Here is a 24,895-nt window from a genome sequence, read left to right on the forward strand (position 1 = left end):
GGTGCATTCAATGAAAGGAACGAAACCGCTGGTAGTGCTTCTGGTCATACTTGTAGCTGCCATCATGGTAACGAGCCCGATCCTGGCGAGGAATGGAGGAGTGGGCAATGCTGACCAGCAGATAGGTTGCGCAGGCACCAGCAAGCACAGCACTTCAACTGCTGCGACCGTCACCATGGAAGGGAGTCCGATGAACCCGCAAGCCGGTCAGCTGGTCACGGTTTGGGTGAACGTGACCGGTGGAACGGTCGGCAGATTTGTGGGGGTGATATTGTCATCCTCCCTAGCGACCACGGCCGGAAGTCCATCGGTCGATGGATGGACCAACATCAATGATCCTTTGGGGACGGCCTTCAACTATAACGAAAGGGTAATAACGACCACTGTCAACTCCTTCATATGGACCCTCAACGCCCCGGCCAGCGGAACCCATGTCCTGTATGCCAAAGCGTTCTATCCTGGCCCATCTTCCACCACCTTTACCCAAGGATTGTCTTTCACGATAGGCACTGGAACCCCTCCCTCGGTAGTGATCAACGCACCCGCCGCTTCATCTACTCAATCGGGCATAGCGATGTCAGTATCTGCAACCGTGACGCCTGGCTCGGCGACACCATCCATTTCCCTGACAATAGACGGAGTGGCGGTTGGATCACCACAGACGGTTTCCACCCCCTCATGGATGGTGGATACCACGTTGTACACCAACGCATCCCATACTCTCATCGTTACTGCCACATCGACGGCTGGAACGGGCCAAGCCTCCGTCCCCGTGACCTTCGCCAACCCCGGGCCGACCGTTGTCATCGACGGTCCCGCCACGGGATCGACGGTATCGGGCATCACGCCCGTTGCCCTGACCGTTACACCGCTTGCCTCTTCAGCAATCGGATCGGTCACGCTGACGTTGGATTCGGGCAGCCCGATAACCGTCCCGGCCCCCTATAATAGCTATCAACTTGATACGACTGGACTCACAAATGGTGCGCACACCATGGTTGTCAGAGCGACAGACAACCTTGGCCGCATTGGAATAGCAGTCACATCATTCACTGTGGTCAATCAAGGTCCATCGGTCTCGATCGCACAACCGACAGATGGAAGCACGATCTCCGGGAACGTGACCGTAAACTCCACGGTGGCCCTCGGCCCTACGTCATCGCCAATAACCCAAGTGGTTTTCAGCGTGGACGGGGCATCGGTTCAGACGAAGACCGCCACTCCCTATAACTTCACCTTTGACACGAATGCCTTCGCCAATGGAGTGCATTCGCTGACTATCCGGGCTACGGACGCCAACTTGAACAACGGTTCACACACCATCAGTGTGAGGATCGCAAACGGGGTCGTGATCACAACCCCACCATCGGTCATCATATCATATCCGATTAATGGGCAGGTCCTGGCCGGAACGATCTCGGTGAATACCACCGTGACACCGGGAACCAACGCCGTGAATTTCGTGACCATGTCGGTGGACGGAACGATCGTGGCCAACAAATCCGCTGGGCCCTTCAATTTCAACCTTGATACATCTAGCTACGTTAATGGAAGTAATGTGATCAATGTCACCGCCTATGATACGATGGACCTGTTGGGATTCCAGACGGTGTCGGCCACGTTCGGCAACGCGACGGTCACGGCCCCGACGATGGGGCCTTTGGATATCGTGACACAGACGGGAACGACCCAGGTGACGGTGCCCATCACTGGACCGGTCTCATACGTGACCCTCTCGGTCGATGGTTCGGTGATCGATAACATAACGATCGCACCCTACTCGTTCACTGTCGATACAACAAGACTCAGTAATGGGCAGCACAGTGTCAATGTGACCGCAGTCAACGCCGGCGGAAGCAGTTACAAAGAGGCAACCATAACCGTCAGCAACGGCGTCCCGCAACCCACGACCGATCTGTCTCGGTGGGAAGCCACTATCATCGGCGGAAGTCTGCTTCTGATCGGAGGAGTAGCCTTCCTGGTAGCCTCGGTGCTGATGCTCCGCCGGTCGAAGATGAGGAGGATGCGGTAAATGGTGGCCATGTCGGCAATCCATGCCTTGACCGCTGAACTGCATTCGGGGTTCCTTACCCTGGCCTTCGCGGGCATATTCCTGACATTCCTGTGCCAACTGGCTATCTCCTGGGAGAAGAGGATGCCGGGCACATTGGTCCGCTGGGCCCGTTCCATAAGAGGATATGCGGAAGCGGCCGGGATAGTAGGAGCGTTCCTTGGGTTCATAGTCCTGTTCGCCTCAGGCTACACGGGATATAGCAGCCAAGATGCCAGCACCTTGCTGCAGGACCCGATCATCCGGAACAAGGTCATGTTCACGATCTTCGCCACCATCCTGTGGGGGGCGGTGATAGTGGTCAGGCTGACCTTCAAACGGAAGCTCTGGACCTCGTTCGAGATGTCCGGACTGTACACGTTGCTGACGCTCGGAGCGTATGGGCTGACGGTCCTGGTAGGCTCCATGGGAGGGCACATCACAAAGGGGGAAAGCTCGATCGAGCCTATCCTGAGAACGGTCGGTTTCGACTATACGAAGCCCGTCGAGTTCGATGCCGCTCTGATGACCATCGTAGCGCTCCTTGGCATCGGTGCACTGATCATGGCATTGGTCCAGATCAGATTGAACAATCTCTGGCGCCTCAGACCAGGGGCGAATGACGGCAACCTGCCTACATGGAGCGAGCCCAGGATGATCGAGAGGGAGGAAAACGAATGACCGTTCCATCGCGTGATCAAGCAACCACGACGGGGTGCCTTGAATGAAAAGACCTGAATTGATTGGGCTGCTGTTGGTAGCTGTAGTGGCTGCCATTCTGATCGCCCCGGTGTTGGCGTTCAACGGCGGAGCAGGTTCAGGAAACCAAGAGATCGGCTGTGCTGGAACCAGTAAACACAGCGGAGGTTCAGCAACGATCGTGATGGGGGGCAGCCCGATGAACCCGGCAGCAGGCCAACAGGTCAGTGTCTGGGTGAATGTGACGGGTGGCGCCACCGTGGGCCGGCTCTATGGAGTCATGATAGTCTCCGCCCTAACTGCTCCCTCCCTGCCCATAAATGATGGCTGGACCGTCGTTACGGACCCTTCGACGACGGCCAACAATTATGTTGAGAAGACCGTCGTGGCTGGTACCAATTCGTTCAAGTGGACCCTCACCGCGCCGGGGAGCGGAAGCCATACGCTGTATTCGAAGGCGTTCTATGCTCAGGGAGGGAATGCTGCGACCATATACACCCAGGGACTCATCTTCAACGTAGGGGGAACGGGTGGAGGGGTAACCCCGAGCAATACCTCGGTGACGATCAGCTCGCCAACAGCTGGCTCTTCAGTTACCGGATCGGTGAACATCAGCGCCAACCTGGTAAACCCGGCGGGTATCTCGTATGCAGTCCTTCGCATCGATGGTGCTGTGGTTTCGAACCTCACAGCAGCCACCTATATGTGGACCTGGAACACGACGCAATACGCTGATGGGATCCACACAATCAACATCACTGCAGCCGGTAAGGACGGTACATTCGGATACGCTCAGAGTACGGTAACGGTGTCGAACGCCGCGGTCCAGATATTAGACCAGAACGCATGGCAATGGACCGCCATCGCTCTTATGATGTCGTCGATCGCGGTGATATCTGTGATCACGGTCTTGATCCTAATAATGAAGAAGCGCAGGATGGGAGGCGGCGACTGATGGTAGCCATGTCAGCATTGCACTCACTGACCGCCGAACTTCATACCGGATTCCTCACCCTGGCGATGATCGGGATAGCGGTCACGTTCCTATGCCAGCTGGTCATCCGTTTTGGCCGCGGTGGGATGTTTTCCAGATGGTCGACCAGATTGCGCGGTTACACCGAGGCCGCGGGGATAATGGGGGCCTTCTTCGGTGTCTTCGCTCTGCTGCTTTCGGCCTACACCGGGATCAATTCGCGCTCATCGTTCGATGCCCTATACAGCGATCCGATCACCGCCAACAAGATCCTGCTGACCATCGTGGTGACGGCCATCTGGTCGATGGTCGTTATCATCCGGTTGCGCGTAGGCAAACGGCTGTGGACCTCTGGGGGCTTCGCACTGTTCTACACCGCGACAGCAGCAGTTGGTTTCGCAATCACCGCATTGATAGGTTCGATGGGGGCTCACCTGACCCAGGGTGAGAGCACGATCGACCCGCTGTTGAACTCGGTCGGTATCGACTACATCAAGTTCTTCCTTATGGACGCGAATCTGGCCATGATAATCTCGATCATCAGCTTGGCGGTTATCGTGATCTGCATCTTCTTATCGGCAAGGATGAGATTGCTGACGGTCCGGATAGCCAAGAAGGACGCCAAGTGGACCCTGCCAAGGATCGAAGAGCCGAAGCGGTGATCAAACACTTTCCTTTCCTCAATTTTACATCAGAATCCTCTTTTGACATAATACCGATAGAAGAAGAACTTCACCACCTCGACCAGGGCCAGGTAGGCCGCGATGATCCCGACTAACGCCAGATAGAACTCCAATGGCGGTGCGACCAGCTGGAACAAGGCGCCGATAGGGGTGTAAGGGATGAGGAACCCTAGGACTACGATGATGAGACTGCTGAGGGTCAGCAACCGACTGGGCTTTGACTTGTAGAACGGCGTGATGCGCGTCCTGATGACGAAGATGATCAACACCTGGGTTGCCAAGCCCTCGATGAACCAGCTAGACTGGAATTGCTGAGGTGAAGCATTGAAGACGAACAGCAATATGGCAAAGGTGATTAGGTCGAAAGCGGAACTTATCAGGCCGAACACGATGGTATAGTTGCGAATGAACTTCACGCTCAATCGCCTTGGCTTCTCGATATATGACCGGTCCACATTGTCGGTGGGTATGGTCAGCTCAGAGAGGTCGTACATCAGGTTGCCGAGAAGTATTTGGATCGGCAACATTGGCAAAAAGGTTAGAAACACCGAGGCGGCTGCCACCGAGAACATGTTACCGAAATTGCTGGAAGTGCCCATCATGATGTACTTCATCGTGTTGCCATGAGTCTGGCGCCCTTCCAGGACGCCGTCCTCCAATACCTTCAGGTCCTTCTTCAGCAGGATGATGTCCGCCGATTCTTTTGCCACATCAACCGCCGTATCCACAGAGATCCCCACGTCCGCTGCCTTAAGCGGAGGTGAATCGTTTATGCCGTCGCCCAGATATCCGACCACATGCTTGTTCGCTCGGAGGGCCCGGATGATCCTCTCTTTTTGAACGGGGTTCATTCGACAGAAGAGATTGGCCCTCTCCACAATGACCGCCAGAGCCATGTCGGTGACGTTGGAGATATCACTGCCCAGAACGATCCCTTTAACCTCCACGCCGATCGATTCGCAGACATGGCGGGTCACCAGCTCGTTGTCCCCGGTGAGCACCTTCAGATCTATACCCGAAGACCGCATCAGGCTGATCGCCTCGGCGGCGCTTTCCTTGGGAGGGTCTAGGAACGCCAGGAAACCGATGAAGGTCATGCCGTTCTCGTCGGCCGGCCCATAGACGGAACGACCGCCGTCCAGAGCCTTCTCGGCTATCCCTAGCACCCGAAAACCCTTCTCGCTCATCTCCCTAAAACTTTCCTCGGCGGGAGCCAAGGCAGAGACCATGTCGACCATTCCTGACTTTAATCGACATTTCGAGCATGACTTGAATATCTCTTCAGGAGCGCCCTTGGTGATCAGTGTTCGTTGGTTGTCTTTTGCCACGACCACGGAAAGCTTCTTTCGCACGAAGTCGAACGGGATCTCGTCCACCTTGGTGAATGGGGCGGTTTCGATCTTCCGATACTCCAACAGAGCGGCGTCCAAGGGGCTCTTTATCCCGGTCTCGAAGACGCTGTTGAGGTAGGCATCGAGCAGCACGGAATCGTCATCATTGCCCTCCGGGTCCACGTGCAATATCAGCTCGATCCGGTTCTCTGTAAGCGTCCCGGTCTTGTCAGTGCATAGAATGTCCATCGAACCTAGATCCTGGATGGAGGAGAGCTTCTTTACGATCACGTCCTTTCCCGCCATCTTGATGGCACCCCTGGAAAGGACCACGGTTATGATCATCGGCAATAGTTCTGGAGTGAGACCGACTGCCAGTGCCAGGGCGAACAACAGAGATTGTAGAAGGTCCCGGTTGAAGGCGGCGTTCACGACGAATACGAAGAGGACGAGGAAAATCGTCAGTTCCGTTATCAGGTACCCGAACTGTCTGATGCCTTTGGTGTATTCTGTGTCTGTCTCCTTACCCATCAACTTCTTCGCTATTTGACCATAAAGGGTCGACGCCCCCGTCCTGACGATCTCGATGGTCGCACTTCCCGACACCACGCTGGAGCCCATGGACACGGCATTATCATCAGGCTCGCCCTCCTTCGGTTTTTGTACGTGGGACTTTTCCACCGGGAACGCTTCGCCAGTTAAGGAGCTTTGATCGACGAAGAAGTCGTTGGCCACGATCACCCTCCCGTCAGCTGGGACGATATCGCCCGCAGAGAGCAGCACGACATCCCCCGGAACGATAGATGAAATCTTGATGTCCTGGGGTTTCCCGTCCCTTAAAACCGATGCGGTGTTAGTTACCTTGTCCTTAAGTCTCTGGGCCGCCTGGTTGGACTTGTTCTCCTGGTAAAAATCCAGGGTCACGGATACGAAGACCAGGAAGAATATTATTCCTGCCTGAACGCCTTGCCCGGAAAGACCGGATACGAAACCAGCGATTAGAAGTATGATGACCAGCGGGTTCTTGAAATAAGTCAGATACTGGAATATGAGGTTCTGTTTCTTTATGACGATCTCGTTGGGACCCTGCTCTGCCAGTATCCGCGCCGCCTCTTCGGATGAGAGGCCGGAAGGCGTTGCGACCGTGCCCTCATCTCCCTTGATCGGAATAGGCGTAGAGAGGTTAGGCGCGGAAGGGCTTTCCATGCCATCTGCGTGTGACCGCCTGACTAATCAAACTTCTGACCAAACGGACCTGCCCGACCACAGTAAAGCTAGAAATATGACGAGCCCGAATGATACTTCGAGCCTATGGCATCTCCTGCGAATATGTCGGTCCTATCCATCCTTTCAGCCGCAAGGCAGATCGAGATCTTCGGCATCCAGTTCTATTCCAAAGTGGCAACCTGTATATCGGACGAGAACGGAAAGGCGCTGATGAGGTCGCTCGGGGCGGACGAGCGCACGCACAAGGAGACGATCGAAGAGGTCATGCAGCATCTTTCCCCCGGGATGGACCTGGATGAAGTGGAACCGGAGAAAGAGCTCTTGAACATACTGCCAAAAAAGGTATTCCCTTTCCCTCCTGAGGGTACATGCCTTGCTGTTTCCGACGAGATCCGGGCGGTGAACATCGGGATCGACGTTGAGATCGCTTCCGTCAAGATGTACCAGGAAGCGTCAGCCCTGGTGGATGACCTCCGGATCAAGAACATCCTCATAACCCTGACCCGGATCGAGGAGAAGCACAAGATCCTCCTCGAATCATCGCTCATGATGCTAAAAACTGAGGGCAGCTGGTACGCCTATACCCCGATATTGGATGGTTAGAAGGGTCTGATCCGACCATCGCCGGACGAGGGCCACATGGCCCTTAACGAGGCATAGAGGCAGTCCGTCAGCAGATTTTTATATCCGTCTTCCATGCTTAGTTACCAACCTGCCAACGGCTATCGGCTCTTCATCTGATACCGACCGGTGTTCATAGAGGTATTTCAATGGTCAAATTACCAAAAAGCCTTGAAAGGGATATGGCTGCATGTCTTCAGTGCGGATACTGCGTCCAGGTCTGCGATACCTACAATCAGAACCGATGGGAGTCGAACTCGCCGAGAGGTAAGGTCTTCTATCTGAACCAATTGGCCAAGAGGAGCGCTCTGGATACCCTTCTGGGCCGCAAGATCAAGCTGGACGACGAGTTCATAGAATCACTATATTGGTGCACCGGATGCGCCAGATGCTGGACGGTATGTCATGTCAGCATCGAGTTCGCCGATTTCTGGGAGACGGTCAGGGAATGGGCCCATGAGCAGGGCCATGGACCGCTGCCCGCCCACATCAAGATCAGAGAGAGGCTTGAGGAGAAGCGCAACCCGTACGATGAGCCGATGGAGAAGCGTGGAGCATGGTTCCCCAAGGATATCCCCCGCTCACCGCAGCCGGACATCATGTTCTTTGCCGGATGCACCGCATCCTACCGTGCGCCACACCTAGCCAAGGCCGGAGTCACCGTCCTGAGCCGCGGAGGCGCAACAATCAACATCATGGGCGAGGACGAGTGGTGCTGCACATCGCCGGCGCTGAGGACTGGCCAGACCAAGCTCACCCGTAACTTCGTGGAGCATACCATCACCACCGTCGAGCACTCGGGCGCAAGATCGATGGTCATGACCTGCGCTGGTTGTTTCAAGACCACCTCGCACGACTACGGCAAGTACTATACGAGCCCGGCATTCCTGGTGCAACACTTCTCGCAGGCGGCCGAGAAGATGATAAAGGACAAGAAGCTCAAGTTCACCAAGGAGATCAAGGCCAAGGTCACCTACCACGACCCATGCCACCTGGGACGTCACGCGCAGGTGTTCGACTCACCGCGTGAGTGCATCAAATCGATCCCGGGCGTCACCCTGGTAGAGATGAAGCATATCCGAATGGACTCCAAGTGCTGCGGTGCCGGAGGCGGCTTCAAGTCCGCCAACAACGACACTGCGGTCAACATCGCGGCCGAGAGGGTAAAGGAGGCAGTCGAGACCGGAGCCGACATCCTGGCCACCTCGTGTCCGTTCTGCGTCGTCAACCTACAGCAGGGTGCGAAGAAGATCGGCGCCAAGATAAAGATTATGGACGTGTCCGAAATGCTGCTCGAGGCCACGGAACCCGTTCCGCCCGCACCCGCAGCAGCCCCGGCCGCCGCTGCTCCGGCAGCCCAGGCCGCTCCAGCGGAAAAAAAGTAACTCTAGAGCCGGTCAAGGACCGGCCTTCATTTCCCATTCTTCAATTTATAAAGAAATTAGTATTTTCGGAACTGTTTCACAAAGCTTCAAGTATCCATTGACTTTCGTTATCTGGTCACTGGACAAATTTCCATGGTGTTCGAACTTCTGGACGAAAGGATCAGAAAGGTCCTGTCCGACAAGGACATTCACGAGCCGACCGGGCCGCAGCGGGCAGCCATCCCGCACATACTGGCAGGAAGGAACATATTGCTGGTGGCCCCGACCGGCATAGGCAAGACCGAAGCGGCCATGCTGCCGATATTCCACAAGCTCATCTCCACCGAGGGGAAGGGCATACGCTGCATCTACGTGACGCCGCTCAGGGCATTGAACCGTGATATGTTACGACGCTTGGAGGAATTCGGGGACGCCCTCGATCTGAGGGTGGCGGTGCGACATGGGGATACGCCCCAATCGGAAAGGACTCACCAGTCAAAGTTTGCGCCGGATGTTCTCATCACCACACCGGAGACGCTGCAGATAATGTTCACGGGCAAGAACCTGAGGCAGCACCTAACGAACGTGAAGTTCTTCGTGGTGGACGAGATTCACGAGCTGGCCAACGATGAGCGCGGAGCACAGCTCGCCATCGCGATGGAACGTTTGGTCTATCTTGCCGGAGATTTCCAGAGGATCGGCCTGTCGGCCACCGTAGGAAGCATCCAAGAGGTAGCGAACTTCCTGGGCGGCTCCAAACGCCAGGTCACCATCGTGAAGGCACAGATAGCCAAGGAGATGCGGCTATCGGTGCAGTACCCGGAGGTAACGGACGAGGACCGGGACCTGGCGGGTACGTTGCAGAGCGACGCCCAGTTGACGGCTTGCATGCGCCGCTGCCGGAAGATGATCGAGGAACACCGCTCCACGCTGCTTTTCGTGAACACCCGTGATACCGCCGAGGCACTCGCCGCCAGGTATCATATCTGGGACGAGGCCTTTTCGGTCGGCGTACACCATGGCTCCTTGTCAAAGGAGACCAGGATCGAGATGGAGGAGAACTTCAAGGCGGAGAAGCTGAAAGGGCTGATCTGCACTTCCTCGCTGGAGATGGGCATAGACATCGGATCGGCAGACTATGCGATCCAATATAACTCCCCACGTCAGGTGGCCAGGCTCATCCAGAGGATGGGACGGGCAGGTCATCAGGTCGGGGCGTTCTCCGAAGGGGCTATAGTCGCCTCCTCCCCGGATGAGATCGTAGAATCGCTGGTAATAACCAGGAAAGCGCTGGACGAGGAACTGGAACCACTGATGGTCCGACCTAATCCCATGACCGTACTGGCAAACCAACTTGTGGCAATGACCATGCAGGGGAAGGTCAACAAGGACGATGCCTACGCCGCCTGTGTCCGCACCTATCCGTTCCGGGACCTTACCCGGGAACAGTTCGACGGGATCCTGGACCAGGTCGCCAAGATAGGACTGGTGTTCGTCGATCGGGATGATTACCGGCGTTCGGCTCGCGGCCGAAAATACTTCTATGACAACATATCGATGATCCCGGACGAACGGACATACATGATCCGGGAGCTTTCCAGCAGGAAGATCGTCGGCACGTTGGACGAATCGTTCGTGGTCTCCTTCGCTGAACCTTACGCCACGTTCATTACCAGGGGAAGGACCTGGCGCATCGTCGAGGTACGGGAGGACGAACTACTGGTAGAACAGGTCCGTGAGATCGGTTCCATCCCTTCCTGGGTAGGCGAGGACATACCTGTCCCATACGACGTGGCCCAGGAGGTGGGTAGGCTTCGCCGTGTGGAGAACTATTCTGGATACAACGGCGACTCATCATCGGTAAAGGCCGTCAAGGACTACTTCGTCGAACAGCGGTCCAAATCCCCCATGCCGACAGACAAGAAGGTGACACTGGAGATCGGAAAGCGTCTAGCCATCCTCAACATGTGCTTCGGCACCAAGGTGAACGAGACCCTGTCAAAGATGCTGTCCATACTTCTCACCGCCCGGCTGGGCGAGTCGGTTGGCGTCACCACCGACCCATACCGGATTATACTGGACCTGCCCAGGGACATCAAACCGGACATGATCATTGATACTCTGAAAGGCATACGCTCCGACACCGTGGAGGCGTTGGTGCGCATGGTCATCAAGAACTCCAGCCACCTTCGCTGGCGCTTCGTGTATGTGGCCAAGAAGTTCGGGGCAGTGGAGAAGGACGCGGACTATAAGAGCGTGAACTTCGGACGGCTGGTCGAAGCGTACGAGAACAGTCCGATCTTCGATGAGGCGGTGGCCAGGGTCCTATGGGAAGATTTCGATCTGGATGGGACGGTGGAGGTGGTCCGCAGGATCGAATCGGGCGACCTGGAGTTCCAGGTCTGCGGGCTGACGCCGATCGGAAGGGCAGGACTATCACATTCGAAAGAGCTCATCACCCCTCAGCGTGCCGACCACTCCATCCTGATGGCGCTCAAGAAGCGCCTGGAGGAGGAGCAGATGAACATGTCCTGCCTGAGCTGCGCCTCGCAGTGGCGTCTCCGCATCCGTGAGGCTCCGAGGGCGATCGTCTGTCCCAAGTGCGGTGGCCATATGATCGCCGCCCTCAATCCCTATAACAAGGACCTGGTAAAGCTGGCCAAGAAGAAGGACCTCACCGAGGACGAGGAAAAGGAGCTGCGAAAGCTATTCAAGAACGCCAGCCTGGTCCTGAAGTACAGCAAGAAGGCGTTGACAGCGCTGGCAGGACGAGGGATCGGCCCGGACACCGCCTCCAGGGTCCTGACCGGGTTCTTCGACAGCGAGGACGACTTCCTGCGGGAGATCCTCAGCGCCGAGATAAACTACGCCAAGACCAAGCGCTTCTGGGACTAAGGTCTCGCGCGGACCGGGTTGGTGAGCGTTCCGACGCCCTCGATCCTCATCTCGATCAGGTCCCCGGGAACGATCGGTCCGACACCGCTCGGCGTCCCTGTGGCGATGACATCCCCTTCCTCCAGCGTCATCCACTTGGAGATGAAGGCGATGAGCTCCTCGGGCGTATAGATCATCATCGACGTGTTGCCCTGCTGTCTTACTTTTCCGTTCACGCGGCACGATATCTCCAGATCGTGGATGCCGTGCGTTGCCGGCAGAGGCTTGGGCTCGGACATAGGCGCAAAGGTATCCATGCCCTTGCTCAGGGTCCAGGGCAATCCTGCCTTGCGGTAGGCGTTCTGGACGTCCCGGGCGGTAACGTCATTGAAGACCGCCAGACCGGAGACATGGTCCATCGCCCTTTCCTTCGGGATGTCCCTCCCGGTCCGGCCTATCACCAGCGCCAGTTCGACCTCGTGATCGACCCGGCCGACGCCACCGGGAATGAGGATGGCCTCCTCATTGCCGATCCTTGACGACATCGGCTTTAGAAAGATGACCGGTTCGGAGGGCACCTCATTCTTGAGCTCCTTGATATGCTCCCGATAGTTCTGGCCGATGCAGACGATCTTACCTTTCCTCATCTGGGCGCCCTCTATTGGAACGGATCTACCCCTTCCGTCCCGGCATCTCTCCGCTCGGACACGGTCTCGAACTTCATCAGAACGTTCATCCCTTTCAAAGTGGCATGCACCTTGTCCGCCAAATAGATCGCGTCGTCAAGGGTGGCATTCTTGTCCCATTTGTAGATGCCGTCATAGTTGCCCTTGGTCGGTTCAAAACCCAGGTTCCGGAGAGCGTCCAGTACCTCCGAGGGGCGTTTTCCCTCGGAACTGAACGTGACGGTGATGTACGTCAACATGAAGAGTAATACCAAACTCCGCTCCTTTAACGGTTACGGAGCCGCCTAATCGTCTTCCTTCGCGTTCGCGGTTTCGATGTGACCTTCGCCCCTGAACTTCCTGGCGATGATGTACATCTCGGACGAGCTGTCCCTTGATGCCTTCGGTGCGAACATGCGCACGTTGTCGAAGTACTTCTTCACCTCGGCGACGAACTCTTTGGTGTCCTGACCCTCGAATATCTTCATGACCAGTGTGCCGTTATCGACCAGCGTCTTCTTGGCAAACGCCAGTGCATACTCGCAAAGCTCGACCGATCTGGCCTGGTCAGTGTTGTAGGCCCCGGATATGTTGGGGCTCATGTCGGAAAGAACAACGTCGGCCTTCCCTGCGATCATGTAGAGTAGCTTATCGACGGTCTCCTGCTTCCTTATGTCCCCTCGGATCGTCTCCACCATTCCGTCCACGGGCGCAATGCTCTGCAGGTCCACTCCGACGACATGGCCAGATTCCGTTACTCTTTCAGATGCGACCTGTAGCCAACCACCCGGAGCCGCCCCCAGGTCCACGACCACATGTCCAGGTTTCATGATATGGAAACGGTCATCGATCTGGATGAGCTTGAAGGAGGCACGGCTACGATAGTCCAGCTGCTTCGCCTTACGGTAGTAGAAGTCCTTTCGGCGGGCCGAGAGCCAGTTCTTCGACATAACATCCGTTCGATGCAATCCCGAGATAAAATGTTTGTCATTGCGACTCCTCGGCCTTGAGTTAAGAATCACTAGCTCCGAAGACCTATTTGATGCAATAGAAACCGGCCTGCATGTATGAATACCAAAGCATCTCCACCGCCTCAAATCCGATCTCCCGGTAAAGCTCTAGATGCTCCTGGACAGTTATCGGGAAATATTCCTTGTCAAATCTGGCCAGATGAGCGGTCACCTCCGTCCTGCTCTTGCCGCTCTCCAACTGAAAACGTTCCCAGTACCTTTTTCCGATATCGATGCCCTGAACGGTGAACGGCCTCACGTTCTCGAACGTGACGTATGCACCACCAATGGACAGTAGGTCGTAGCAGGCTGCCACCGCCCTCTTCCTCCCCTCTCTGGAGAGATAGTGATGGCATTGTACGGCCGTTATCACGTCTGGCCTTTCGGTCACCAAGCATTTCAGTTCCTGAGAGCAGGAGGGCTTAAGGAACCTCACCCTCGCTTGACCACCGAGCTTTCTACGTGCCTGTCCTAGCATCACATCGGATGGGTCGACAAGGATGAAATGGGTGTCAGGAAAGACGTTCAAGGCCGAATTCACCAACGTGCCGGTGCCGCAGCCAGTATCGAGCCAGAGCCTTGGCGGCCTTTCCAAAGACCGGACCAGGTTTATCGTTTCCTTGGCGATCTGATCATAGTATGGAATTGTTCTGATGATCTGGGCATCATAGTCGCCAGGAGCATGAGGGAGCGGGCGTTCGTCCATTTCCCTCGGAAATGGGGTTAGATCATAGATAAGATAGCGGTCCTCTGATGAGATGTTGGCGTCGATGAAAGACTATTTAGACGCCGGACCGATTTACCTCCGGTGCCTTACATGACACAGAATGACTGGACGTACGCCCGTGCGGGTGTCGATATTGAACAAAAGTCCCGTTCCATCGCATCACTTGTCAACAGGCTCACCTACCGCAGGACTGGAAAAGGAAGGGTCATTGACATCAAGGGACAGTTCACCAGTCTGATCGATTTTGAGGGCACTATCCTCACGTTGTGCACGGATGGGGTCGGCACCAAACTGCTGATCGCTGAGGCATTGGACAAATGGGACACGGTCGGGATCGACTGCATGGCCATGAACGTGAATGACACGATATGCGTCGGCGCCGAGCCGTTCGCGTTCGTGGATTACATAGCCATCGATAAGCCGGACGAGAGGATCACCGAACAGATCGGCATCGGCCTGGAGAAGGCCGCCGAGGATTGCAACGTGGACATCGTTGGCGGGGAGATAGCGGTCCTTCCGGAGATCGTGAAGGGCGTAGATCTCTCCGGCACCGCACTGGGTTGGCTGGATAAGGACAAGATCGTGGATGGAAGCGGGGTCCAGATCGGCGACGCCATCATCGGGCTCAGGTCGTCTGGAATACATTCCAACGGGATGACCCTGGCCAGGAAGGTCCTGGAATCGGCCGAGATCGGGCTGGACCAGAAGTTCGACCGGTTGGGAAAGACCATCGGTAGGGAGTTGTTGACACCGACCGAGCTCTACGTCAAGAAAGTGGTCGAACTGGTCGACAAGGTCAAGGTCCATGGCATGGTAGATGTGACCGGGGGCGGGTTGAAGAACTTCGTCCGCCTGAAGAAAGAAGTTTTCTTCGAGATATCGGAACCTATCAAACCGCAACCGGTGTTCGACATCATCTCGGAACTGGGCAACGTCAGCCCCACTGAGATGTACAAGACGTTCAACATGGGAATGGGCTACGGTATAGTGTTGCCGCAGGAAAATGTGAAGAAGGCTCTGCAGGTCCTGGGAGAAGGGGCGAAGGTCGTCGGCCAGGCATCCAAGGGCAGCGGGGTCGGAATCCCGTCATTAGGCGTTCACTACGAGACATATTGAAATGAAACGAATTTCCCTCAATTCCCGTTCGCTAGGCTCGGAGTTCGCCGGCTTCGAGCGGGAGCTGATGAGGCCCGACCGGCACGCTGGCTGGGTGAAGTTCATAGCGGAGGGCGTCATCCGGCTAAGGCGTTCACCGTTCTCAGAGCACTATTCGGACAGCTACTACTACGTTCCCGAGGACATACATCTGCACGAAGGAGAGCTGGTCGACCTCAATGTCGGTCCGCTGCGATGGGCGGGGATCAAGATCGAGGATGGGTCGGTATTCCCGTCGTTCAAGGCCTCCTACCGGGACGTACGGAGCTATGAGAAGGGCGTCCTCAGGCTTCCCAGGCCCCGGATAGACGCTAAGGATTTCCAGTATTTCCTGACCGAGCAATGGAGGAACGCGGAATATGATGACCTGGGGAAATCCCTGGCGTTGCAGCTGCTTTCCTGCCCCTCGGATGTCTACGGGAACGGCGGAATCGGCGCCCAGTCGATCTGCCTATCCACGAAAAAAGGCCCCCTGCTTGATCTGAAATCGACCATCCGCAACAACCTGCCTGTCGAGTTCACCGGGAAGAGCGATCGCTACCGCTTCGACGTCATTGAGAGGGAAGAGCAGACCGGGGAACTGCAGGAGAACCTCGGACAGACGTCGGCAAGGGAAACTTCGTTCAACTTCCTGACGGTCATGAACCCGATCGCAGACCCGCTGCCGGTCCAAGTGCCTACCACCATCATCAACGCCCACAAGGTCGGCGTCGAGAAGGAGCAGAACCTGGATGTCCTGGAGTACCTGCTATACTCTCTGATGCTGCACCCGGTCATCAAACGCTCCTCCGTCAACGAGATCGAAGCCGGGATGAGGCTGGTGAAGGAACAGGTGGAACCGGAATCGGTGGAACTGGACCTGCCGATTGACCGGTATGCCATCACCAAGCTGGCCATGGCGCTATGCAGGCTCGAGGGCAGAGAGGAGATCGATGATTCGTCGTTCTCCAAGAGCAGGGACGTCTTCTTTGACCTCTACCGCGAATTCCTGGACACCAAGAAGGACCAGTTCGGGCCAGGTAAGAGCTCTTTCGGAAGGAAGGGCGTCAGGTCTCAGGTATCAGGACAGTTGGATGCGAACGATCTCATCCTGTTATCATACGTCAGAAAGATATCTAGGCAGCAGGGCAAGGAGTATGTAACGGTACAGGACCTGAAGGACGAACTGGGAAAGAAGCGTTACCAGCGCTTCGACCTGGACCGTTCATTGGAGCGGCTGAACGTGTTTGGACGCGTCTTACGGAGCGAGAATATGAGCGCGTTCAAGCCGATCGACCTGGACTGATGTCGACTACTTTGACCGGTCGTGTACTTTATGTGCGATGACGGCGACGCAGGCACCCAGAGCCGTGCACGTCTCCATCGAATACTCGCCGAACGTTATGTCCATGTGATTGGGGGCCATCTCGTGGATGTCCTTGGGAACTCCTTTCGGCCCGGCACCAAAGACCAGGCAGATGCTCCTTCCGTTCAGCAACATCTCCACCACCTCGTCGACAGAGCGTTTCTTCTTTTTGTCCGGGTTGCATGTCGTGAGCACGACCTCTCCCAGCTGCGGCTGGAATCCCTTGCCCGGATACGCGACCGTGGAAAAACGGCCTTTTGACGCCACGTTCTTCAGGTAGCTTCCGTCCTCTCCGATCGATGTCGTGGTCGAGACCCAATCGGCGATCTCCTGCGGGGTCGTCAGATCCTGGGGGAAGGGGAAACCGATGGTCACCAAATTGAAGTCGAACGCCAACGCCAGCGGCCCCGCCCGGGCTAGGATACGGCGGTGCGCTTCGCGGAAGCTGTTCGGGTCATAGGAGTTGTAGATGGCGATGGTCGCCCTGCCCAGCCGGCGTGTCTCTTTCATGTTGCGTCCATAGAATGAAGAAAGGATTGTTCCAGGCCCGAAGGCCTGAAGATGTTTACTTCTCGATGTTGAGCTGGACCTGCTTCACCGAGGTGAGCATGTCCTCGTCCCAGGTGTTCTTGAGCCGCTTCCTGCCCTTCCACGCACCGGACTGCAGGATGTAGCCGACCAGCAGGGACAATCCGATCGATGCCTCGACGTAGGCGACGGACTTGTTCGCGTCCCGGTTGATCTTTCCCCAGGACTGTGCCTCCTCGAATGTGCAGCCGGACAGCCCGCCCCACTGGGGCGCGTCCATGGTGATCTGGATGGCATAGTGGTGGCCGCCCTTGTCGTAGCCCAGGGTCTCGGCGATGACCTCGGTCTGCTGTATGAAGTTCTTCGGAACGCCGCCGCCGATGTATATGACTCCGGTCTTCTCCGCCTTGATCTTCATCTGGGTCAGTTCCCAGTTGTCCCGAATCGGGTCCATGTGCATGAACGGTTTCTTGGCCGCGCGAGCCCTCTGGTACAGCCCGGTCAGGCCGATCCCGATGCTCGAGTCGTTGAGCGCCGGAACGAACATCGGCACTCCGTACTTGCGGCAGTTGTACAGGATGGAGTTCTTGTCCTTGACATGGTCGCCCAGGATCTCCATGAACTCCCTGGACGAGTATCCCCTAGGCTCGAGCTTCTCGGCTATGTCACCGATGACCGCATCGGTCTCCCGGAACTTGTCCTCATCGACCAGCGTGTCGTATATCCGATCTACGAAAAGCTCCCTGAGCGCCAGATCGTCGACCCGGGGAGAGGTCTTGTAATGCGAGTAGCCTTGTGCCTGGTAGAAGTCCTGGTAGGGTATGGCGCCGATCGTGACTATGCCATCGACGATGCCGTACTTCACCATGTCAGCGATTACCTTCCTCAATCCGGCCGCCACCAGCGGCCCGGCCAATCCGAGGATTATGGTCGGCCTGGCGGGGTCCTTCAGCGCCTTCTCATAAGCGATTCCGCAGGTGGCCAGGGCGCGGCTCTGGATCGAGCTGTCCTTATATGCCTCCATTAGGTCTTTGACGGTCGAAATGTTGTCAAAGTCAATGTGCTTGACCTTCTCCTTCATCACAGTCTTCTTGGACAATGAGCTTTTCTTTGCCAAAGTTTAACCCCCAATTACATATGAATCTACTATTTCAAACTTAAAGAATGACATCGATCGATGACACATCACTCTTGCTTCTCCAGCGCCTTCCTGGGCCGGCTGCAAATGGCGTAATCGTCACCGTCAAAAAATACATCCAACTCAGGGTGTTCGGCCTGGATCTCCTCGATCTTTTTGAGAACCTCGCGCAAAGTGAAGTCGCTGTTGCGGTCCAACTTTACATGCACGGTCTTCTCCATCCTCACCACTCCTGGCCAATATCCCGATTCCCTCTAAGATAGGTCGGAGAATATATATCCTTTTTTGGAGGTGTACCGATAATGATATCATCCTCCAGTTCGGCCAGGGTAGGTTTTCTCATTTCCTGGCCCGATACATGTTCTTCGGGATCCGGATCTCGAACCTGACCCCTTGACCCTGACATCCTTTCTCTGCAATGGTCATGCCGGTTATCGCCAATATCTCCCTCGTTAGGTACATCCCCAATCCAGTGTTCTTGCCGAACCCCCGCTCGAAAATCCGCGCCTTATCGGAATCGACAATTCCTATCCCGTCGTCGGAATATACCAGAGCGGCCCCCTGTTCGGACTCGTGGAACTCTATTCCTATTCTGGAAACATGGCCGCCATGCCTTAATGAGTTGTCTATGAGATTATAGAAGACCCTCCCCACCAGCCGATCGCAGAATATCTTCAGGTCTCCCACCGATGCGCTGGCGGTGATGTTCACCATCTTGAGCTGGTTCAGCGCCTCATCGAACATGTCACCGACCCGGTACCAGCCAGGGGGCTCGCTGCCCAGGTTCTGGTATGTCTTGGCGAACTCGATCAATGAGTCCATCCGGCGGCATGCCACCTTTATCTTGGCCAGATGGTCCTTGAGCTTCGACGGGTCCCTCTCCGTGTCGGCCAATTCCACATGACCGTTGATCACCATCAGGTCGTTCCTGATGTCGTGCCTGGTGATGGTGGAAAGCAGGTTCAGCTTCATGTTGACGGATTGGACCGAGGCGCTGAGACGCTTCATCTCACTGATATCGTTATACTCGGCAAATACCGCCTCGGCACCCTGGTAATCGACCAATATGGCAGAGGTGAATGCCCAGAAGGTGTTGCCCTCCACGTCCCTCATCATGAGCTCGAAATCTTCCATCCGACCCTCTTCGTCGATGGACTTCAGCACCTTCTTCCTCATGCTCGGATCATCATAGAAATCCTGGATCATCATCGTGATGGCTGCTTCCTTGCTTATCTTGAAATGATGTTCGGCCCTTCGATTGATGAAGAGGAGCCTCCCGTCATCCTGTCTGGCAATGGTAATCGGGAAAGGTGACGAGTCCAACAGTTCACGGTATCTCTCCTTGCTCAGCCTAAGCTCGTTCTCGGCCTTCTTTCTCTGGGTGATGTCCCTCAGAAGGATCAGTTTGTTGTCGGGTGACCCAGGATTGGAAAGGCCGATCACGGTCGCCTCATAGACCACATCGTCCCCATCATGTATGCCCATCAATTCCTCTACGAAATCGGAGCTGCCTCCCAGATGATCATGGAACCTTGAACATGAAGGCATGATCGTCCTCAGTTCCATGCCGACGCCGCCGGTCCTGCTAAGGCCTAGCTTGGCTGCCGAAGCTTTGTTGAAGTCCACCAATCGGCCTTTGGCGTCCACCACCAAGTACAGGTCGGACATTTTGTCGACCACCTCGGACCGGGCCACCGGTTTGATGTCCAATATGTGAAAGGAGAAGAGTGCCCAAAAGAACAGAACACCGGTAACCATCATAGAGCTGGATGCAAGACTGTAACCTGGGATCGGTGTGATGCCAAAGTTGAACATTAGATCGATTGCGATAGGGATCAGGGTCCCAAGGATCAGGATTGCGGCCTGTCTTGAATAGACGAGCGGAGACCCTTTGATCGTTCCCATGAGGAACGAGACCGTGGCTATCGCCAGCAAATAGCTGTACAGCACATATATCCAGTACCATGGGCCGGTCGTGAACGTAAGGACGCTGAAGTCACCGACATCACGAACACCGAAATCATAGCGGAACAAGTGGGTGTAGTCAGAGGTCAGCATCGCGATTATCGTCAAGAACGGTATTACTGAAAGAAGAAGCACGTTCCTCCGGGAGAGCCAGAACGCTTTCCCAGCATAGCTGGCCGCCATCAGAAGATAGGTCAAGGTGATGAAAGGAAGGAAAAGGAACCGGACCTTTGCGAACAGCACCTTGTCGGACAGGAGACCTGCGTTCAATTCTAGCCCGTACAGTACTGCCCAGACCAAACCTATCGCGATGGCCGCCCGGAAGTACTTAGCCTCCGGAACATCCTTGAAACGGATGCTGAAAGCGAAGGTCGCTGCCAGAATCATGGTGGCTATAAGCTGCGGCAACAGGATCGTGCTGATGGCCATCGGTCGGTCTCGCTGTTCAAATTATGTGCCGGGATATTTAATCCATCTGGACCGAAAAACGGGTACGGAGAATCTGACCTGCTATCCTTTTGAATTCCGGTGGATTATCGTCTGATCGCGTTCGGGTCCATGAATGAGAATACCTCTTCCGACCGGATAAGGTCGAGGACCGTTCCTTGAATGACTGGCCACCCTTAATATCCATTCCAAGAACCTCATGAAATATCTTAAATAGATGGCTGGACCGTCATGAGTCGATTCAAAATTCACCGGCCAGGTATTTAAATGGCTTCTAGCAAGAAATTGGACGCCGTCCAACACGAAGTTCGCTTGGACCCAGGGGGGTCAACCGCTGAGGTCAGCCCCGCTTCTAAGGAAATTGAAGGAGCCGACCTGAGGTCTTGGCTGGAAGGCGGGGATGATTTTCTTGCTTGGCTCGATGAGGGTGCCGAAGATCCGCATGCAGCCGATAACAAGCAGGCGGCCGCTGTGGAGGCCAGCTCGGAATACGTCGCCGAGCTCAATGAGAAACTGAAGAAATATGAGGATGAACTGCGCCTGCTGAAGCAGAAACTGGCAGAGGCCTTTTTGGACAATGCCTCGGACCAGACCGGTAAGGATGTCGAGATCGATCTAGGCCGGAAATTGCAGGAGCTGATCGAGGCGAAGGACCAGCTGGCGCTTGAGGTCGATCGGCTTCAGAAACTGAACAACGACATAAAGCAACACTTCGAGCAATCGCTCGTCAACGTCTCAGAGGATAAATCCTCCCTATTGATGAAGGAGATCGAGCTCAAGGAGAAGGAGTCCAAGCTCCTGACCCGGATGAGGGAGCTCGAGCTCAGGCAACGTGATGCGTCGAGCTACGCTTCCAAAGAGGTGGAGGCCAACCTGGAGGAGCGTTTCCATACCGAGCTCAGGCAGAAGGAGGCCGAATGGAGATACAAGGAGCAACAGCTGCAGGGCCGTATCCAGGACATGGAGAAGGAGCTGCTCCGCCTCTCGATGGACCTGAAGCTCAAGGATGACAAACTCAAGTTGTCCAACATGGGAAAGCCGGACATAGAGAAGGCAGTGGCCCAGAAGTACGAGGAGATGATGGCCAAGGAGAAGGAAGTTGCCATCATGCAGGGCGAACTGGACCAGATGAAGATCCAGATACGCGAGAAGGACGACGAGCTGAAGAAGATCAAGGACGTAATCACGTATAAGGAGGATGAGCTCAACCGCCGAGAGGAGGACATGATGTATCGGGAGAAGGTCCTCTCCGGAGAGAAGCGCAAGTTCGAGGAGACCCGGAAGGAGCTCTCGGGCACCGACGAGGTGGAGCTCAAGAAGCGCATCGAGGAGCTCCGGAACGAGGTTCAGAAGAAGGAAGAGGACCTGCGGGCCAAGGAACGTTTCCTCAACGCCAAGGGCGAGGAGATCCGGATGCGCGAGTCCGGGCTTATCGAGGACGAGATCAAGGCCAGGGAGAAGGACCGGGTCCTGGAGGCCACCCAGGCCAAGGTGAAGACGGGAAATACCCGTTTGGACGACCTGCTGCTGGGCGGCATACCCTTCGGCTCCAACATCATGGTCCACGGGCCGCCGTTCGTCGGCAAGGAGGTCATGGTCAATTCATTCGTGGCGGAAGGCCTGAAGAAAGGCATTCCAGCGTTGTGGGTTATCACCGATAAGACCCCCAAGGACATCCGAGAGGAGATGAAGTTCGTATTGTCTGGCTATGATGAGTACGAAAGGAAGGGACTGGTCCGATACATCGATGCGTTCTCACGTTCGATGGGTGACGAGTCCAAGGACGAGTTCACCACCTACATAGACGAGCCGACCGACCACGAGAAGATATCCGAGGCGGTCGAGAACATAACCAAGGCGTTCCGGGAAACCCACGAGTACTATCGCATGGCTTTCCGTTCCATATCCACCCTGATCGCATATTCCGATCCGAACACCGCCTTCCGTTTCCTATCGCCGCTGTGCGGCAAGAGGAAGAGGGACAAGGCGGTCTCCATGTTCACCGTCGAGAAGGGAATGCATGGCGAGCAGGAGATCCAGATGCTCGGCTCGATCATGGACGGCATGATCGATTTCAAGGTCGACCAGCTGAAGACGTTCTTCTCGATCCAGGGTATCAGCGAGGTCCAATCCCGTGCCTACATCAGGTACACGTCATCGAAGCATGCCCTGCAGATCGGCTCGTTCGCTCTGGATCACATCAGGTAAAGAAAATTCGGTCAGCCGAACAGGATTGGATGTGGTCATCAGAAGACGACTACGCGACCTCGACCCCGCTGCCCGGCTTTATGCCGCCCTTCTTCTGAACGTTGATATGAGGCAACGGGAAAGGCGGCGGGAGCTTGATGTCACGGGCGACCAACAGGGCCGTGGGAAGGCAATTTGCGACTACGGTATTGTGCACAACGTTCGCCTCGTCCACCGGCATCGATCCATCCTTGGACCATTCCGTCAAGATCTCATTGGCGTTACCATCGCATATGAGCTGGCCTTCGATCTTGATGAAGCCCATCCCGGCGTAGTTGGCTGTGAACCGGAAGTCCACCGAGATCGTCTCATCAGACACCCTGACCACCTGGGTGATGCTGCTGTTCTGATCGATCCGGATATTGGTCATGCGCTCCCCCGCCTTGGAGAAACGTTTCGCCTCGATGACGCTCATCTCGAAGGACTTGACCTGCATAATCACGTGCACCCTATCGGTGCAAGCGATATCAAACTTTGTTATGCTTCCATAGGATAAGGATAAGAAGTGCCGCAGGCCGGGCTCGAACCAGCGACTTCAAGGTCTTCAGCCTTGCACTCTCCCAGCTGAGTTACTGCGGCTTGGCGGTCAGAGAAAGTGGAAGACCATTATAAAGGTTGGCATGTCCAAGTCCCGGGCAAAATGTTCGAAAAATCGACACTTTGAAAGCCTCTTGACATATTGCAAAAAAGGGGATGTGGCAGATATATCGCTTTAAGAAAACCTTAATTTCGCAAATAGCCAGACAGCTCAGAATGTTTAAATACTCACGATCAACTTCTTTCACGATACGATTTTGAGGAACCAGCATGGTCAAAGTTGCCTTTAGAAAAAGGATTCTGAGCAAGTCGAGCCGAGCTCGATGCATGCGCAGGGATGAGGAGGGAGTAGCCTCGGTGATCGGGACGATCATGGCCTTGCTGATATTCCTGACCTTCATGTCCATGTTCGTTAACACCTACATCCCGATCTGGATGAAGGAGAACGAACGGCTGCACATGAACGAGGCCCAAAGCCAGATGGGAGAGGTCAAGGGCAAGATCGACAACCTAATCGTCAACACGCTCAACACTCTGATCGTCAATAAACAGGTCACCGGGGCCAGCTCGATCAATACCTACGAACCGATCACCATGGGAGCGGACGGCATTCCTCTGTTCGCCTCTGCCACCGCTGGTGCGATCATTCTGAGACCGGTCGGGACCAGCTCCACCAGCGCTAACGTCCAGTTCAACTACACATCCAACAATCAAAGGATACCCATCAACGAAATGGGCGGTGGAAAGCTGGAGTTCTACGCGCCTAACCGGTATTACGTCGGCCAGTGGCTGGCGTACGAGAACGGCGCCCTGATCGTGAAGCAGGACGTGGGCGAGGCGATGAAGGCCTCACCCTCTCTGGAGATAACCAAGTCGGGCAACAGTTTCAACGTGATCTTCACCCAGATCGACATCTACGGGACCAACTCCACCATGGTCGGGACCGGTGTGGCCGGTGTCAACATAAACCTCATCTACCTGGACATGCAAACGTATACCCCCCATTGGGGCTCCGATGCGAACCAAAACTCTACCGTATACAAGTTCAATACGGTATACAACGGGTCGCTCATGAACTTCTTGAAGACGACCTTGAAGGCAGCCGATCCGCTCGCCAACCTCAGCCTACCCGTTAAGATCGGGAGCACTACCACGTTCACCTTTAAGAACGGAGTCACCAATGAAGCGATACTTTCGGACACGCTCTTGGCGGACAAGTCCCATATGGTCACCCTTCAGGTTATTAACACGGGAACGCTGACGCTCAGCCGTGCCTCCGTCCAGGTCGAAATAAGTGTTTAATGAGGTT

Annotated in this window: 21 protein-coding genes and 1 tRNA gene; 11 read left to right on the forward strand and 11 right to left on the reverse strand. The window is 55.5% G+C overall.

The window, feature by feature from the left end; all coding sequences use genetic code 11:
- Positions 1-10: 10 nt before the first annotated feature.
- Genes VGK23_08265 through VGK23_08280 form a run of 4 tightly spaced genes read left to right on the forward strand, consistent with a single transcriptional unit; the run spans position 11 to position 4,384 of the window.
- Positions 11-2,032, forward strand: a complete 2,022-nt coding sequence (locus VGK23_08265; protein ID HEY3420531.1) for an Ig-like domain-containing protein — start codon at positions 11-13, stop codon at positions 2,030-2,032.
- Entirely contained in the window at positions 2,033-2,731 is a 699-nt protein-coding gene (locus VGK23_08270; GenBank protein HEY3420532.1) for a hypothetical protein, read from the forward strand.
- A gap of 43 nt (positions 2,732-2,774) precedes the next feature.
- Positions 2,775-3,704, forward strand: coding sequence for an Ig-like domain-containing protein (locus VGK23_08275; protein ID HEY3420533.1), 930 nt, complete (start codon positions 2,775-2,777; stop codon positions 3,702-3,704).
- Positions 3,704-4,384 (forward strand): hypothetical protein, encoded by a 681-nt coding sequence (locus tag VGK23_08280; GenBank protein ID HEY3420534.1) that lies wholly within the window; start codon positions 3,704-3,706, stop codon positions 4,382-4,384. The genes VGK23_08275 and VGK23_08280 overlap by 1 nt, the downstream gene beginning before the upstream one ends.
- Positions 4,385-4,413: 29 nt before the next feature.
- On the opposite strand, the gene mgtA is transcribed toward VGK23_08280, so the two are convergent.
- A complete protein-coding gene (mgtA, locus tag VGK23_08285; GenBank protein ID HEY3420535.1) occupies positions 4,414-6,942 on the reverse strand; it encodes a magnesium-translocating P-type ATPase in 2,529 nt (842 codons plus the stop codon).
- Between the two features lie 105 nt (positions 6,943-7,047).
- Between mgtA and VGK23_08290 the strand changes: the two genes are divergently transcribed.
- From VGK23_08290 to VGK23_08300, 3 genes are all read left to right on the forward strand, one after another.
- On the forward strand, positions 7,048-7,566 hold the full coding sequence (locus VGK23_08290; protein HEY3420536.1) for a ferritin family protein: 519 nt from the start codon (positions 7,048-7,050) through the stop codon (positions 7,564-7,566).
- Between the two features lie 200 nt (positions 7,567-7,766).
- On the forward strand, positions 7,767-8,969 hold the full coding sequence (locus VGK23_08295) for a heterodisulfide reductase-related iron-sulfur binding cluster (GenBank protein HEY3420537.1): 1,203 nt from the start codon (positions 7,767-7,769) through the stop codon (positions 8,967-8,969).
- A 132-nt stretch (positions 8,970-9,101) separates the two neighbouring features.
- Entirely contained in the window at positions 9,102-11,843 is a 2,742-nt protein-coding gene (locus tag VGK23_08300; protein HEY3420538.1) for a DEAD/DEAH box helicase, read from the forward strand.
- On the opposite strand, the gene VGK23_08305 is transcribed toward VGK23_08300, so the two are convergent.
- The 4 genes from VGK23_08305 to VGK23_08320 all read right to left on the reverse strand — a co-directional run bounded on the left by VGK23_08305 (position 11,840) and on the right by VGK23_08320 (position 14,203).
- On the reverse strand, positions 11,840-12,469 hold the full coding sequence (locus VGK23_08305; GenBank protein HEY3420539.1) for a fumarylacetoacetate hydrolase family protein: 630 nt from the start codon (positions 12,467-12,469) through the stop codon (positions 11,840-11,842). The two genes, VGK23_08300 and VGK23_08305, sit on opposite strands and share 4 nt — an antisense overlap.
- Before the next feature lie 11 nt (positions 12,470-12,480).
- Positions 12,481-12,747: a hypothetical protein gene (locus VGK23_08310; protein HEY3420540.1), complete on the reverse strand. Its 267-nt coding sequence runs from the start codon at positions 12,745-12,747 to the stop codon at positions 12,481-12,483.
- Positions 12,748-12,792: 45 nt separating this feature from the next.
- Complete coding sequence (locus VGK23_08315) at positions 12,793-13,437, reverse strand: RlmE family RNA methyltransferase (protein HEY3420541.1); 645 nt, start codon at positions 13,435-13,437, stop codon at positions 12,793-12,795.
- A gap of 85 nt (positions 13,438-13,522) precedes the next feature.
- The gene (locus VGK23_08320; protein ID HEY3420542.1) at positions 13,523-14,203 is read right to left on the reverse strand and encodes a class I SAM-dependent methyltransferase; all 681 of its coding nucleotides are present in this window, start codon (positions 14,201-14,203) and stop codon (positions 13,523-13,525) included.
- Between the two features lie 111 nt (positions 14,204-14,314).
- Here VGK23_08320 and purM point away from each other — a divergent pair, with 111 nt between their 5' ends.
- Positions 14,315-15,340: a phosphoribosylformylglycinamidine cyclo-ligase gene (gene purM / locus VGK23_08325; GenBank protein HEY3420543.1), complete on the forward strand. Its 1,026-nt coding sequence runs from the start codon at positions 14,315-14,317 to the stop codon at positions 15,338-15,340.
- Between the two features lies 1 nt (position 15,341).
- Complete coding sequence (locus VGK23_08330; protein ID HEY3420544.1) at positions 15,342-16,664, forward strand: hypothetical protein; 1,323 nt, start codon at positions 15,342-15,344, stop codon at positions 16,662-16,664.
- 6 nt (positions 16,665-16,670) lie between these two features.
- Here VGK23_08330 and VGK23_08335 read toward each other — a convergent pair whose 3' ends face one another.
- From VGK23_08335 to VGK23_08350, 4 genes are all read right to left on the reverse strand, one after another.
- Positions 16,671-17,234: a DUF531 family protein gene (locus VGK23_08335; protein HEY3420545.1), complete on the reverse strand. Its 564-nt coding sequence runs from the start codon at positions 17,232-17,234 to the stop codon at positions 16,671-16,673.
- A 55-nt stretch (positions 17,235-17,289) separates the two neighbouring features.
- Complete coding sequence (locus VGK23_08340; protein HEY3420546.1) at positions 17,290-18,369, reverse strand: deoxyhypusine synthase family protein; 1,080 nt, start codon at positions 18,367-18,369, stop codon at positions 17,290-17,292.
- A 68-nt stretch (positions 18,370-18,437) separates the two neighbouring features.
- A complete protein-coding gene (locus VGK23_08345; GenBank protein ID HEY3420547.1) occupies positions 18,438-18,611 on the reverse strand; it encodes a hypothetical protein in 174 nt (57 codons plus the stop codon).
- A gap of 118 nt (positions 18,612-18,729) precedes the next feature.
- A complete protein-coding gene (locus VGK23_08350; GenBank protein ID HEY3420548.1) occupies positions 18,730-20,784 on the reverse strand; it encodes a histidine kinase N-terminal 7TM domain-containing protein in 2,055 nt (684 codons plus the stop codon).
- 285 nt (positions 20,785-21,069) lie between these two features.
- Here VGK23_08350 and VGK23_08355 point away from each other — a divergent pair, with 285 nt between their 5' ends.
- Entirely contained in the window at positions 21,070-23,010 is a 1,941-nt protein-coding gene (locus VGK23_08355) for an ATPase domain-containing protein (protein HEY3420549.1), read from the forward strand.
- Positions 23,011-23,059: 49 nt separating this feature from the next.
- Here VGK23_08355 and VGK23_08360 read toward each other — a convergent pair whose 3' ends face one another.
- Positions 23,060-23,485: a hypothetical protein gene (locus tag VGK23_08360; protein ID HEY3420550.1), complete on the reverse strand. Its 426-nt coding sequence runs from the start codon at positions 23,483-23,485 to the stop codon at positions 23,060-23,062.
- A 70-nt stretch (positions 23,486-23,555) separates the two neighbouring features.
- Positions 23,556-23,628 (reverse strand) — tRNA-Phe (locus VGK23_08365).
- Positions 23,629-23,913: 285 nt separating this feature from the next.
- Between VGK23_08365 and VGK23_08370 the strand changes: the two genes are divergently transcribed.
- Positions 23,914-24,888 (forward strand): hypothetical protein, encoded by a 975-nt coding sequence (locus VGK23_08370; GenBank protein ID HEY3420551.1) that lies wholly within the window; start codon positions 23,914-23,916, stop codon positions 24,886-24,888.
- Positions 24,889-24,895 lie beyond the last annotated feature (7 nt).

The organism is Methanomassiliicoccales archaeon (genome assembly GCA_036504055.1).
Classification (GTDB): domain Archaea; phylum Thermoplasmatota; class Thermoplasmata; order Methanomassiliicoccales; family UBA472; genus DASXVU01.